Origin of the sequence: Vibrio sp. RC586 (assembly GCF_000176715.1) — a bacterium.
Classification (GTDB): Bacteria; Pseudomonadota; Gammaproteobacteria; order Enterobacterales; family Vibrionaceae; genus Vibrio.
Genome location: NZ_ADBD01000013.1, coordinates 732,644 through 746,643 on the forward strand (window position 1 = coordinate 732,644; position 14,000 = coordinate 746,643).

The 14,000-nt window shown below is 48.0% G+C and carries 14 protein-coding genes; 3 read left to right on the forward strand and 11 right to left on the reverse strand.

Annotated features, from left to right (window positions below):
- Window positions 1-66: 66 nt before the first annotated feature.
- Window positions 67-792, reverse strand: a complete 726-nt coding sequence (gene rpsB, locus VOA_RS02185; RefSeq protein ID WP_000179227.1) for a 30S ribosomal protein S2 — start codon at window positions 790-792, stop codon at window positions 67-69.
- Window positions 793-1,134: 342 nt separating this feature from the next.
- Between rpsB and map the strand changes: the two genes are divergently transcribed.
- The 3 genes from map to VOA_RS02175 all read left to right on the forward strand — a co-directional run bounded on the left by map (window position 1,135) and on the right by VOA_RS02175 (window position 5,394).
- Window positions 1,135-1,977, forward strand: coding sequence for a type I methionyl aminopeptidase (gene map / locus VOA_RS0118695; RefSeq protein WP_000023303.1), 843 nt, complete (start codon window positions 1,135-1,137; stop codon window positions 1,975-1,977).
- Window positions 1,978-2,082: 105 nt separating this feature from the next.
- On the forward strand, window positions 2,083-4,713 hold the full coding sequence (gene glnD, locus VOA_RS02180) for a bifunctional uridylyltransferase/uridylyl-removing protein GlnD (RefSeq protein WP_000966837.1): 2,631 nt from the start codon (window positions 2,083-2,085) through the stop codon (window positions 4,711-4,713).
- A 297-nt stretch (window positions 4,714-5,010) separates the two neighbouring features.
- The gene (locus VOA_RS02175; RefSeq protein WP_000483925.1) at window positions 5,011-5,394 is read left to right on the forward strand and encodes a DUF3461 family protein; all 384 of its coding nucleotides are present in this window, start codon (window positions 5,011-5,013) and stop codon (window positions 5,392-5,394) included.
- Between the two features lie 46 nt (window positions 5,395-5,440).
- On the opposite strand, the gene pgpA is transcribed toward VOA_RS02175, so the two are convergent.
- The 10 genes from pgpA to proB form a co-directional block, all read right to left on the reverse strand.
- Window positions 5,441-5,959 carry a phosphatidylglycerophosphatase A gene (pgpA, locus tag VOA_RS02170; protein WP_001283258.1) on the reverse strand — a complete coding sequence of 173 codons (519 nt, stop codon included), beginning with the start codon at window positions 5,957-5,959 and terminating at the stop codon, window positions 5,441-5,443.
- Complete coding sequence (thiL, locus tag VOA_RS02165) at window positions 5,956-6,930, reverse strand: thiamine-phosphate kinase (RefSeq protein WP_032468417.1); 975 nt, start codon at window positions 6,928-6,930, stop codon at window positions 5,956-5,958. Before thiL ends, pgpA begins: the two co-directional genes overlap by 4 nt.
- 90 nt (window positions 6,931-7,020) lie before the next feature.
- A complete protein-coding gene (gene nusB, locus VOA_RS02160; protein WP_000501297.1) occupies window positions 7,021-7,491 on the reverse strand; it encodes a transcription antitermination factor NusB in 471 nt (156 codons plus the stop codon).
- Window positions 7,491-7,961 carry a 6,7-dimethyl-8-ribityllumazine synthase gene (gene ribH, locus VOA_RS02155; protein WP_000864130.1) on the reverse strand — a complete coding sequence of 157 codons (471 nt, stop codon included), beginning with the start codon at window positions 7,959-7,961 and terminating at the stop codon, window positions 7,491-7,493. The genes nusB and ribH overlap by 1 nt, the downstream gene beginning before the upstream one ends.
- Before the next feature lie 140 nt (window positions 7,962-8,101).
- Complete coding sequence (ribBA, locus tag VOA_RS02150; RefSeq protein WP_001122869.1) at window positions 8,102-9,211, reverse strand: bifunctional 3,4-dihydroxy-2-butanone-4-phosphate synthase/GTP cyclohydrolase II; 1,110 nt, start codon at window positions 9,209-9,211, stop codon at window positions 8,102-8,104.
- 39 nt (window positions 9,212-9,250) lie between these two features.
- Window positions 9,251-9,904: a riboflavin synthase gene (locus tag VOA_RS02145; RefSeq protein ID WP_000493831.1), complete on the reverse strand. Its 654-nt coding sequence runs from the start codon at window positions 9,902-9,904 to the stop codon at window positions 9,251-9,253.
- Window positions 9,905-9,908: 4 nt separating this feature from the next.
- The gene (gene ribD, locus VOA_RS02140) at window positions 9,909-11,012 is read right to left on the reverse strand and encodes a bifunctional diaminohydroxyphosphoribosylaminopyrimidine deaminase/5-amino-6-(5-phosphoribosylamino)uracil reductase RibD (RefSeq protein ID WP_001132001.1); all 1,104 of its coding nucleotides are present in this window, start codon (window positions 11,010-11,012) and stop codon (window positions 9,909-9,911) included.
- 12 nt (window positions 11,013-11,024) lie between these two features.
- Complete coding sequence (gene nrdR / locus VOA_RS02135) at window positions 11,025-11,474, reverse strand: transcriptional regulator NrdR (RefSeq protein ID WP_000543546.1); 450 nt, start codon at window positions 11,472-11,474, stop codon at window positions 11,025-11,027.
- 100 nt (window positions 11,475-11,574) lie between these two features.
- Window positions 11,575-12,825 (reverse strand): glutamate-5-semialdehyde dehydrogenase, encoded by a 1,251-nt coding sequence (locus tag VOA_RS02130; protein ID WP_000366571.1) that lies wholly within the window; start codon window positions 12,823-12,825, stop codon window positions 11,575-11,577.
- An 11-nt stretch (window positions 12,826-12,836) separates the two neighbouring features.
- Entirely contained in the window at window positions 12,837-13,970 is a 1,134-nt protein-coding gene (gene proB, locus VOA_RS02125; protein WP_000210578.1) for a glutamate 5-kinase, read from the reverse strand.
- Window positions 13,971-14,000 lie beyond the last annotated feature (30 nt).

Below are 14,000 nucleotides of genomic sequence, written 5' to 3' on the forward strand. Positions count from 1 at the left end.
AACTATAACTTGGTCTATGCTGCACAATTATGGCAGATAGCACCTAAGTTTCACTCAGAGCCGAGATTATTCCGCTTCTACGAAACCGTCTTTTTCAGCTACAACAGCGTCTTTGTTACGACCTTCATTGATCGATGCAGCAGCCGCATTCAGGTACAGTTGAACAGCGCGGATCGCGTCGTCGTTACCTGGGATGATGTAGTCAACGCCGTCTGGGCTAGAGTTAGTATCAACAACAGCAAATACTGGAATACCTAGGTTGTTCGCTTCTTTGATAGCGATGTGCTCGTGATCTGCATCGATTACGAACAGAGCGTCAGGCAGGCCGCCCATATCTTTGATACCGCCAAGAGACTTTTCCAGTTTCTCCATTTCGCGAGTGCGCATTAGAGCTTCTTTCTTAGTCAGCTTGTCAAAAGTACCGTCAGTTGATTGAACCTCCAGCTCTTTCAGACGCTTGATTGACTGACGAACAGTTTTCCAGTTAGTCAGCATACCGCCCAACCAGCGGTTGTTAACGTAGTATTGGTTGCTTGCTAGAGCAGCTTCTTTAACAGACTCAGATGCAGCGCGCTTAGTACCTACGAACAGAACTTTACCTTTTTTCTCGCCAACTTTTGCCAGCTCAGCTAGAGCTTCGTTGAACATAGGTACAGTTTTTTCTAGGTTGATGATGTGAACGCGGTTACGAGCACCGAAAATGAATTGCTTCATTTTTGGGTTCCAGTAACGAGTTTGGTGACCGAAGTGTACGCCCGCTGTCAGCATATCGCGCATTGATACAGATGCCATTTTAAAATCCTCTATGGGGTTAGGCCTCCACATTCCCCGTATATCCGACTCCTTATTGGAGCACCCCGGAACACGTGTCGGAATGTGTGTGATTTAAACAATTAGGTTTGTGGTTCTCAATCCTTTTCGCCGTGAAGGAGAATAAGGACCCAGATTCCGGCGCGCTTTATACCATATTTTGCCTCAGTTTGGCTAGAAAAAATTCGTTAGCAACAGATGAAGCATGGCGTATTTACTTGTCGTTTCTGGCTCAACAATGACTGTTTTCTTGCGCTTCATCTGTCCATTGTTACAATAGCGCCACTAGCACCTTGTGTGCTCACAAGTCAGTAGAGAAAGCCGATGTCTATAAAAATCAAGAATGCCGTAGAAATTGAAAAGATGCGCGTTGCGGGCCGCTTAGCCGCTGAAGTTCTGGAAATGATTGAACCTCATGTGAAAGCAGGCGTGACCACCGAAGAACTTGATCAGATTTGTCATAAGTACATTACTGAGGTTCAAGGCGCAATTCCGGCACCACTGAATTATCACGGTTTTCCAAAATCGATTTGCACGTCGATCAATCACATTGTCTGCCACGGTATTCCAGCCAGTGAAGATTCTTACTTCGGCCAACTGCAACGCCCTGCGGTACTGCGCGATGGTGACATCCTCAATATTGACATTACTGTGATCAAAGACGGTTACCACGGCGATACATCAAAAATGTTCCTGATTGGTGAGGTGTCACTCGAAGACAAGCGCCTGTGTCATGTGGCACAAGAATGTCTGTACTTGGCTCTAAAACAAGTTAAACCAGGCGTGCAACTTGGCGAAATTGGTAGCACGATTGAAAAACACATCAAGACCAACAACAAAAATAATCCACGCTTTAAGTTTTCTATCGTGCGTGATTACTGTGGTCACGGCATTGGTGCTGAGTTCCATGAAGAGCCACAAGTGGTGCACTACAAAAACAGTGATCGCACCGTGTTGCGTGAAGGGATGATTTTCACCATCGAGCCGATGATCAACGCCGGTAAATTTGGCTGCCGCCTTGATGATGAAGACAGTTGGACGGTTTACACCGCCGACGGTAAAAAATCTGCGCAATGGGAGCACACCATTCTCGTTACGGCCACTGGCTGCGAGATCTTAACCCTGCGTAAAGATGAAACACTGCCGCGTTTGCTCAACAACGCTTAAGCTCTTCAATGCTGAAAAATATCCCTGCTAGTCAGGGATATTTTTTTATCTTCTCCCATCTGCTAGATTGGCTTTAACTTGTGTTAACGCCAGCATGGACGCGCTATGTTGTATCAATCCCCGCTCACACTTCAAGATCACCAGCTGACTATTGATAGCTTAAAGCAGCAGCTGGAAAATTTTACTGAATATCAAAAGCAGGAATTTTTCAACCATCACCCGGTGACCGATCTGGTGTTGGGACGCTCCGAATATATGGATCTTCTCCTGCATCGCTTATGGCAATTCTTTGATTTTGATGAACTGCTCGAAGTAAGTTTGGTTGCTGTGGGCGGTTATGGTCGAGGTGAGCTACATCCTCTTTCTGATATCGATCTTCTTGTCTTATCGCAACAATCATTAAGTGAACAAGTAGCCAGCAAGATTAGTCAGTTTCTGACTCTACTTTGGGATCTCAAGCTCGAAATAGGTCATGCAGTTCGAACCGTTGCACAGTGTGCTGAAATTGGTAAAGCCGATTTAACGGTGGCCACTAACCTGCAGGAAGCGCGATTATTATGCGGCTGTGAAGAGACGTTTCATCGTCTGAAAATGGTCATCCATTCGGAGTCATTTTGGCCCAGTGCAATCTTCTATCAAGCCAAAGTTCAAGAGCAAAAAGATCGGCATGCTCGTTACCACGACACCACCTATAACTTAGAACCTGATATTAAATCGACCCCCGGCGGACTGCGCGATATTCACACTCTAAGCTGGGTTGCTCGCCGCCATTTTGGGGCAACCTCGCTGTACGAAATGAGCCGCTTTGGCTTTTTAACCGATGCGGAATACCGTGAGTTGGTTGAATGCCAAGATTTTCTGTGGCGAGTGCGTTTTGCTCTGCACATTGAATTAAGACGTTATGACAACCGCTTGACGTTTGCCCATCAAGTGCAAGTCGCACGCCATCTCGGTTACTTTGGTGAAGGTAATCGCGGTGTAGAAATGATGATGAAAGAATTCTTCCGCACCCTGCGTCGAGTCGCAGAACTGAACAAAATGCTGCTAAAAATCTTCGATAAAGCCATTCTCAATAACGGCGAAGAGGCAGAAGCCATTGTGATTGATGAAGATTTCCAACGCCGAGGCAGCATGATTGAAGCGCGTAAGCCTGCCCTATTCCAAGCTCGCCCAGAAACTATTCTGGATATGTTTTTGCATATGGCCAGCGATTCCACCATCGAATCGGTTGCACCGGCCACCATGCGTCAATTGCGCACCGCGCGTCGCCGTCTCAATAAATTCTTGCACACCATTCCAGAGGCACGTGAGAAATTCATTGAACTCGTACGTCACCCCAATGCACTGCATAAAGCCTTTAGCCAAATGCATAAACTTGGCGTCCTTGCAGCTTATTTACCGCAATGGAGCCAGATTGTCGGCCAGATGCAGTTTGACCTTTTCCATGTTTACACTGTGGATGAACACAGCATTCGCTTGCTCAAGCATATCCATTTGTTTAGCGACCCACAGAATCACGAACGCCACCCTATCTGCTGTGAAATTTACCCCAAAATTCAGAAAAAGGAGCTACTGATCCTCGCCGCTATTTTCCATGACATCGGCAAAGGACGTGGAGGCGATCACTCGGAAATTGGCGCTGATGATGCATACGACTTCTGTATTGAACACGGCTTATCAAAACCCGAAGCGAAATTGGTCGCTTGGCTAGTTAAAAACCATCTACTGATGTCGGTAACCGCGCAGCGCCGTGATATCTACGATCCGGATGTAATCATCGAATTTGCCAAAAAAGTACGGGATGAAGAACGCCTCGAATATCTGGTGTGCTTAACCGTGGCCGATATCTGCGCGACCAATCCTGAACTTTGGAACAGTTGGAAACGTACGCTACTGGCAGAGCTGTTTTACTCCACACAACGGGCGTTACGCCGCGGCTTGGAGAATCCGGTTGATATTCGTGAGCGTATTCGCCACAACCAGCAGATGGCTTCGGCGCTACTGCGTAAAGAGGGGTTCTCGAGCCGAGAAATCGATGTACTGTGGCAACGCTTTAAAGCCGATTATTTTTTGCGCCATACTCACAAGCAGATCGCTTGGCATTGCACTCATTTATTGCGCCATGAAGACAGCCGTAAGCCGCTGGTGTTGATCAGTAAAAAAGCCACGCGTGGCGGTACTGAAGTTTTCGTCTACACCAAAGATCAAGCCGCTCTATTTGCCACTGTGGTTGCAGAACTAGATCGCCGTAACCTTAACGTACACGATGCTCAAATCATGGCCAGCAAAGACGGTTACGTGCTCGATACCTTTATGGTGCTCGACCAGAACGGACAGGCGATCGAAGAGAATCGTCACCAAGCTTTAATTCACCATCTGGTGCAAGTTTTGGAAGAAGGTCGTCCCACAACGCAGAAAGTACGCCGCATTCCGCGCAACTTGCACCACTTTAAGGTCAAGACTCAAGTTGATTTTCTGCCAACCAAGAGTAAAAAGCGGACGTTAATGGAATTTGTTGCATTAGATACTCCAGGACTATTAGCTTCCGTTGGTGCAACGTTTGCTGAGCTGAATTTCGATCTACATGCGGCCAAAATCACCACGATTGGAGAAAGAGCAGAGGACTTATTTATCCTCACCAACTCACAAGGCGCCCGCCTCAATGATGAAGAAGAGCAGCTGCTGCGTGAAAGATTGATTGAGAATGTTGCACATCTTGCTCCAAGCGCTCAATAGCGAGTGGCTAGGGAAATGAAACCAATCAGGTGCGATCTTGAGCACAACTTAACCTATTGAGCTGTCAGGCACATCAACCAACTGCTACAGTCAATGAGGTGCTATCACCACACTTATTCAATACATATGGTTTGGTGATATCCCCAAACTACTTGGTGTTGCAGGTAGGCGGCAAGTAAATTCATACCCAATGTGCATAGGCAGGCTATGTCATTGGGATGAACGAATATAGCCAATACCACTGCAGCTTAAAGTAGCAAAGGGATCGCGAGGGTTAGTTTAACTAAGAGGTTGCTTATGTTTCCCCATCTTGTTGGCTTGGGTATTAATGAACCTACGCAAATTGAACGCTATTCATTGCGCCAAGAAGCGCATAAAGACGTATTGAAGATTTACTTCAAAAAGCAAAAGGGCGAGCTGTTCGCCAAAAGCGTTAAGTTTAAGTATCCGAGGCAGATCAAAAATGTATTGGTCGATAGTGGCAGTCATCAATACAAAGAAGTGACTGAAATTAATCGTAATTTGACGCTGGTGATTGATGAGCTGAACAAGATAACCAAAACCGAAGTGATGAGTGACGTGGATGTGAAACAGAAAATTCTTAACGATTTACGCCACTTAGAAAAAGTTGTCGCCAGTAAAATTGCAGAAATTGAAGCGGATTTAGAAAAGTTAAACTAGTTTAGTCAGGTTCCCCCTAGGGGAACCTGCACACTACACTATGATTTCATGCCGATACTGAAGGGAACCACTGTAGCCAGTGACCAATAGCGGCTAAGCAGATCGCCGCCATAACTCCTGCCACTACATCATCAATCATGATACCGAAGCCGCCATGCACGCGCTTATCCAACCAACTGATTGGCCACGGCTTGAGCATGTCGAAAAAGCGAAATAGCACAAAACCGGTGGCTAGCCATTTCCAATCAAAAACCGGTAATTGGCATAAAGGCACTATCAGCATAGTGATCCAAAATCCGGCAAACTCATCCCAGACTATGGAGCCATGATCGTGCACCTGCATATCATCCGAAGTCACTTGGCAAATTTTTATCCCGATAAAGCTAGCGACCACAATCACCACCAAATACAGGGTAACAGGAAGTTGCGCCAGCATAAGATAAAACGGCACCGAAGCTAAGGTCCCCATAGTGCCAGGCACCACAGGAGATAAACCACTACCAAAGCCTGTTGCCAGCAGGTGCCAAGGGTTGCGTAAGGAGATGTTGCTGCGCGGATCACTCATGATTTCACCTTAAAATGATCATATCCGGCTAACTGCCAGTTGAGCTTTTTGCCTTTATTATGCAACTCAAAAGTGCCAGCCGGACGAATCTGGCCGATACAAGTCACTTTAGTACCACAGTGAGCCAAGGCATTTTCCAATGATCCGCGATTCTCTTCTGGTATGGTAAAGCAGAGTTCGTACTCTTCACCGCTGGTCAGCGCATATTGCTGAGCTGTAGTGGCATCATCCACGAACTGTAATAACTCTTTCGAGAGAGGCAATAAACTCACATCAATACTCGCCCCAACATGTGAACGCTGCATGATATGCGACAGATCGGCGATCAAACCATCGGAAATATCAATCGCCGAAGAAGCCAAATGCACCAAGGCTTGCCCAGCAACAATTCGTGGTGTCGAAAGGTAATGGCGCTGCTCTAAAATCTCTGCAAATGGCAATTGGCGCTTTTCAGGGTGCAAAATCACATCCAACCCCGCTTGGCTATCGCCAAGATCACCAGTGACATACAGCCAATCACCGACTTTCGCTCCACTGCGCAACATGGCTTGCTCTTTAGGCAAAAAACCCTGCACCGTCAGAGTAATACTGAGCGGACCTTTGGTAGTGTCACCACCAATTAGCTGCACATTGTAGTAATTGGCTAACTCGAAAAAGGCATCGCAGAAAGGTTTTAGCCACGCCTCATCGATTTCAGGCAAAGTGAGAGCAAGGGAGACCCAAGCCGGTGTCGCGCCCATCGCCGCCAGATCACTGATGTTAGAAGCCAACGCTTTATGCGCAACCCATGCTGGATTCGCTTCAGCTAAAAAATGAGTTCCCGCTACTAAGGTGTCCGTACTGATCGCCACTCGTGAGTTTTCAGGAACTTTAACAATCGCACAATCATCCCCCAACGCTAAATGCACATCTTTGCGTTGTGGTTGTCGGTTAGAAAAATATTTATCGATTAAATTAAATTCACCAAACATCATCCAGACTCTTTGGTTAATTAAGCCAACAGAAGCAGCAGCTTATTAAGAAAAAAGGTCAGCAACTGCTGACCTTCTGTGGAAAACGGATTACGCTTTCTTACGTACGTGCGGTGCGGCTTTATCCAATACACCGTTAACGAATTTATGGCTATCTTCAGCGGCAAATACTTTTGCCAGTTCAATCGCCTCGTTAATCACGACTTTATATGGTACGTCTTCACGACGCGTCATTTCGTACATGGCCAAACGCAGCAGCGCCAGTTCCATCATGTCCAGATCTTGCATCGGACGAGAAACAAAAGGACGCAGTTTGCTGTCTAGTTCAGTATGGTTCAAAACCACACCGGCTAACAGGTCACGGAAATAAGAAACATCGGTTTCAGGAGCAGCAAGAGCTGGCTCAGCGGCGCGATGTTCTTCTTCATCGTACTTACCGCTGGTTAGAAATTGCTCTTCAATAGTCGCAACATTCTCTTTAGTAATTTGCCATGAATAAATTGCTTGTAGCGCAAATTGACGTGCATTACGACGTGCGGCTGGTTTCACACTGGCCCCCATTAGGAATCAATTTCAGAAAGAACGTTAATCATCTCAAGTGCGCTCAGTGCTGCTTCAGCACCCTTATTACCAGCCTTGGTTCCTGCGCGTTCAATAGCTTGATCGATAGTATCAACAGTCAGTACACCGAATGCGACTGGAATGCTAAATTCCAGAGACACTTGTGCCAGACCTTTATTCATTTCACTGCAAACGTAGTCAAAGTGCGGTGTACCGCCACGGATCACACAACCCAGAGAGACAATCGCATCGTAGTCGCCTGTTTTTGCAACACGTTGGGCTACCAATGGCAACTCAACTGCACCAGGGCAACGAACGACAGTAATATTGTCATCACTGATCTGACCGTGACGCTTAAGAGTATCGATGGCACCAGACAGTAAACTTTCATTGATAAAACTGTTGAAACGAGAAATCACAATCGCAATTTTCGCATTTGGTGCTGGGAAACCACCCTCGATCACTTTCATAGCTTTCCTTTAACTCTGTTCATCAAGTGAGAATCGCCGGATTCTAGCACAATTTTGTGAGCAATATCTAACAGAAATTTGGGCTAAAAGCCGCACCCCACCTTCAAGACAACACGCGGCAAACCGGCAATTTGCTGTGATTATTCACAGACATATTCGACTACATTGAGACCAAAACCGCCCAATGCGTGGTATTTTTTGTTCGGCGAAGAGAGCAAACGCATCTCCTTAACCCCTAGATCAGCAAGGATTTGTGAACCCACACCCACACGGCGCGAAGTGCCTTGCTTTTTCGCCATTGCCGGTGCTTCACCTTTATCTTGCAGCTCAAACATTTTCACGCGGTGCAGGAGCAGATCGCTTGACTCTTCATTGCCAAGAATCACCAATACCCCACCTTCTTGACCAATACGCTGCATGGCGGTAGTCAGCGTCCAACTACGCTCGGCGGTACGGTCACTGTGTAGCAAATCGGTAAAGGTATCTTGCAGATGAACACGCACCAAAGTGGGCGATGTAGTGACATCCCCTTTGCGTAGTGCGAAGTGAATTTGCTTATCGATGATGTCACGGTAAGTCACCAGTTCAAACTCACCGTATTCGGTCGGCAATTTGCATTGCGCCACGCGCTCAATGGTGGTTTCGGTGTGGTTGCGGTATTCAATCAAGTCAGCAATCGTGCCGAGCTTTAAACCGTGTTTTTCAGCGAACACTTCCAAATCCGGACGACGTGCCATGGTACCGTCATCGTTCAGAATTTCCACAATCACCGAAGCTGGCTCAAAACCTGCCAATCGTGCCAAATCACAACCCGCTTCAGTGTGGCCTGCACGCGTCAGCACCCCACCTTCTTGCGCGGCAAGCGGGAAAATATGCCCCGGCTGAACCAAATCAGATGCTTTCGCCTCTTTGGCTACCGCCGCTTGCACCGTACGTGCGCGATCCGCCGCCGAAATGCCAGTAGTTACCCCTTCAGCGGCTTCAATCGAGACGGTGAAGTTGGTGGTGTACTGCGCATTGTTATCTTGCACCATAGGGTTTAAACCCAAACGTCGGCAACGCTCTTTGGTCATGGTTAAACAGATAAGGCCACGACCATGAGTCGCCATGAAGTTAATTGCTGCTGGCGTGATATGCTCCGCCGCCATGATCAAATCACCTTCATTCTCACGATCTTCATCGTCCATCAGGATGACCATTTTGCCCTGACGGATATCTTCAATAATTTCTTGTGGGGTACTAATTGGCATGATGTCAGTCCTATCGTTATTCGTCTTTATGGCAAATGATTAAGCGAAGCCGTTTTGCTGCAGAAAATCCATCGTCAGTCGCGATTGTGGTTCGCTCTCTTTGTTTCCTTGGAGCAAGCGCTCCATATAACGCGCTAACACATCCACTTCCAGATTCACTCGGCGACCCACTTGGAATTCATCCATCGTGGTTTCTGCACTGGTGTGGGGAACAATCGTTAGTTTGAAGGCGTTTTTGCGTAAATCATTCACCGTCAAACTAATCCCATCGACGGTAATTGAGCCTTTTTCCGCGACGTATTTGTTCAGTTCCGCAGGCATGTTAACCCACAGTTCTACCGCACGACCAACAGGAATACGCTCGACGATTTCACCTAAGCCATCCACATGCCCAGAAACAATGTGGCCACCAAAGCGAGTAGTCGGCAGCATCGCTTTCTCAAGGTTAACGCGATCACCAACCTGATACTGAGCAAAGCCAGATTTTTTCAAGGTTTCCATCGACAGATCCGCGCTGAAACTGCGCGAATCAAAGGCCACGACAGTTAAACACACACCATTGGTCGCGATACTGTCACCGAGTTTGACATCGGCCATATCCAACTTGCCCACCTCAACAATGATAGTGACATCACTGCCTTTGGGGATGATGGCAGTCAGCTTGCCGACCGCTTCAATAATTCCAGTAAACATAGTGTTAATCTTTTGATTTTGGGGTGGCGATGATCCGCAGATCCGCCCCCACCATTCGACAATCTTCAATTTTGAGTTCAATGGCCTCAGCCATCTCTGTCAAACCGAGCGCGCCAAATAAACCACGGCCATCACTGCCCATCAGTTTCGGCGCTAAATAGAGAATAATTTCATCCACCAACTTTTGCTCAATCAATGATTGAGCCAGTTGGCTACCCGCTTCCACCCACACTTGATTCACATTGTGTTGCTGAGCCAGTTGCGCCAAAAGCTCACGCAAATCAAGCTTTCCATTCTCAGTAGAAATACAGAGATCGGCATTCTCACTGGCAACTCGCAGCACGGGTGAAGGTGTTTGGTATAGCGCTAACTCTGGATGCAATTGATGTTGACGATCCAAAATGACGCGAAGAGGCTGACGCAAATCTGTTTCAGCGTATTGCGCTTGTACCGATTTCGGTAAATCGTGCCAACGCACTGCCAGTGAAGCGTTATCCGCAAGCACCGTTTGACTCGTAGAAAGAATCGCGCTGGCTTGCGCGCGAAAACACTGCACATCTTTACGCGCAGCGGGAGAGGTGATCCACTGACTTTTACCGTTCGCGAGCGCGGTTTGACCATCGAGACTGGCCGCCATTTTAAGCTGCACATAAGGCATGCCGGTTTCCATACGTTTCAGGAAACCACGGTTCAGTGCTCGCGCATCGGCTTCAAGCAACCCTACTTCAACCTCAATGCCAGCATCACGCAACATTTGTACGCCACGTCCAGCCACTTGCGGATTAGGGTCTTGCATCGCGCAAATCACTTTTGCCACTCCAGCCTTGACAAGGCCTTCAGCACACGGTGGAGTGCGGCCGTAATGAGAGCAAGGCTCTAAAGTAACATAAGCAGTAGCACCGCGAGTCAGCTCGCCCGCTTGGCGCATCGCATGCACTTCAGCATGGGGCTCGCCTGCTCGAAAATGGAAGCCTTCGCCCACAATCTGCTCGCCGCGAGTGATCACGCAGCCGACATTAGGATTAGGAGAAGTGGTAAAACGTCCACGCCACGCTAATTCAATCGCGCGAGACATCATTTGATGATCAAAAGAGGTAAACATAGGCATAGTCGCGGTGCATTAATCCTGTAGCTTGGCGATCTCTTCACCAAACTCTCGTACATCTTCAAAGCTACGATATACGGAAGCAAAACGGATATAGGCCACTTTATCTAGCACTTTTAATTGCTCCATCACCAAGTTACCAATCAGTTTACTCGGCACTTCACGCTCGCCAGTGGCGCGCAACTTGGATTTGATAGTGCTGATCGCCAGTTCGATCGCATCCGCGCTGACAGGGCGTTTTTCTAAGGCTCGTTGCAGACCGCCAATCATTTTCTCTTCATCAAATGGCTCGCGATTACCGTTCGATTTAATCACACGCGGCATCACTAATTCCGCGCTTTCAAAAGTGGTAAAGCGCTCATTACAACCTAGACACTGACGACGACGGCGTACTTGATGTCCGTCAGCCACCAGACGTGAATCGATCACTTTGGTATCGTTTTCAGAACAGAAAGGACAATGCATATTACCTCCATAACAAGGCAATCAGTGTAGCCGATGTGCTGTTGAGAGCCAAAGAAAAAGGGGCATGAAGCCCCTTTACATCACATCTTATTGAGATTTTTTAGCTGCGAGACAGATAATTAGCCTTACCAACCCATTTGTAACTGGTGAGTTCTTCCAGCCCCATAGGACCACGCGCGTGCAGTTTTTGCGTGGAGACCGCAACTTCTGCGCCTAAACCAAATTGTGCACCATCCGTAAAACGAGTTGAAGCGTTGACATACACCGCTGCAGAACCGGCGGTATTCACAAACAGCTCAGCATTGTAGAGATCGTTGGTCATGATCGCATCAGAGTGGCTCGCATTGTGTTCACGCATGTGATCGATAGCTTCTTGTACGTCTTGCACCACTTTCACCCCTAAGGTGTAGCTGAGCCATTCAGTATCAAAATCTCCGTCTTGCGCATCGCGCAGATCGGCTGCTGAACTCATCAATGCCTTAGCTTTTGGCTCAGCAACAAACGCCACTTTGCCATTCAATTTTGCGACCAATTTTTCCAGTAACGGTTTGGCAATCGCTTGGTGCACCAATAAAGTATCCAATGCATTACATGCTGAAGGGCGTTGTACTTTGGCATTTTCAATCACGGCAACGGATTTATCCAGATCGGCACTTTCATCCACGAAAATGTGGCTGATACCAAATCCACCGATGATCACTGGCACAGTGCTGTTTTCTTTGCACATTTTGTGCAGGCCCGCACCGCCACGTGGGATGATCATGTCGACATAATCGTCCATTTTCAGTAGTTGAGTGACCAATTCTCGATCCGGCTTTTCAATGTACTGTACCGATGCTGCAGGCAAGCCCGCTTTGTCAAGCGCAGACTGGATCACTTTGACCAGTTCCATGTTAGAGAAAAAGGTCTCTTTGCCACCACGCAGAATCGCTGCGTTCCCTGTTTTCAAACACAGCGCAGCAATATCAATGGTAACGTTCGGGCGGGCTTCATAAATCACGCCAACTACGCCAAGTGGCACACGGCGACGCGCCAGTGACATACCATTTTCCAGCACACGACTATCGATTTCGCCGCCCACTGGATCGTTCAACTTAATCACGTTACGCACATCGTTGGCGATCGCTTGCAAGCGAGACTCATTAAGCAGCAAACGATCCAGCATGGCATCAGACAGCCCCGCTTCGCGCCCTAATGCAATATCTTTAGCGTTCGCTGCGAGAATGCTCGCGCTTTGTGCTTCCAGCTGTTCGGCCATAATGGCGAGAGCCTGATTTTTTTGCGCGGTACTGGCCGTTGCCAATTGGAAAGAGGCCGCTTTGGCCGCTTTACCGAGTACGGTTAAATCCATCATTCTCTCCTCTATTCTTGAATCACGACCATATCGTCGCGGTGGATCACTTCTGAGCCGTGATCGTAGCCTAAAATATCGATGATCTCTTTACTGTGCTTACCCGCGATTTCCGCTAAAGCATCATGTGCGTAGGCTGAGATGCCACGCGCGACCAGATGGTTGTGTTTATCCAATACACGCACTACTTCACCACGATTGAAGTGGCCTTGCACACGAACCACCCCTTTCGCCAGCAAACTACTACCTTTGTTGAGTACCGCTTTCACCGCGCCATCATCAATCACTATGTCACCAGAAGCAGCGGGCCCTGCTAAAATCCAGCGTTTACGGTTTTCTAAGGCTTCTTCTAAGGCCAAGAAGCGCGTGCCTTGTGGCTCGTTGCTCAACGAGTCAAAAATCACATTGGGTGCGCGACCTGCCGCAATGATCACTTCAATCCCTGCACGGCGGGCAATGTCAGCCGCTTGCAGCTTAGTTGCCATGCCACCGGTACCAAGTGTGGTACCACTGCCACCGGCAATTTTGCGCAGTGTGTCATCAATGGTGGTCACTTCTTTGATCAGTTGGGCATTAGGATCTTTACGCGGATCGGCGGTGAACAAGCCTTTTTGATCGGTCAGTAGCAGCAGCTTGTCTGCGCCACACAAGATACCGACCAATGCCGATAGGTTGTCGTTGTCACCGACTTTGATTTCGTTGGTCGCCACTGCATCATTTTCATTGACCACTGGCACAATGCCGTTTTCAACCAAAGCATTGATGGTGTCACGCGCATTGAGGAAACGTTCGCGATCATCAAGATCAGCGCGCGTCAGCAGCATTTGACCAATTTTGATACCGTAAATCGCAAACAGCGATTCCCATACTTGAATCAAACGACTTTGCCCAACGGCCGCCAGCAGTTGCTTGCTAGAGATCGCGTTGGGCAGCGCAGGGTAACCTAAGTGCTCACGGCCTGCCGCAATGGCACCCGAAGTCACGATCACTACTGAGTGACCTTGTTTTTTCAGTTCTGCACACTGGCGTGCAAGCTCAACCATATGAGCTCGATCCAGTGCAAGGGTACCACCGGTCAGAACACTGGTTCCCAGCTTCACAACAACCGTTTGTGGAGCCGTTACGCTTCGTTGATTTGTAGTCATGATTGCTTCTGTCGAGAAAAACTTTAAGAG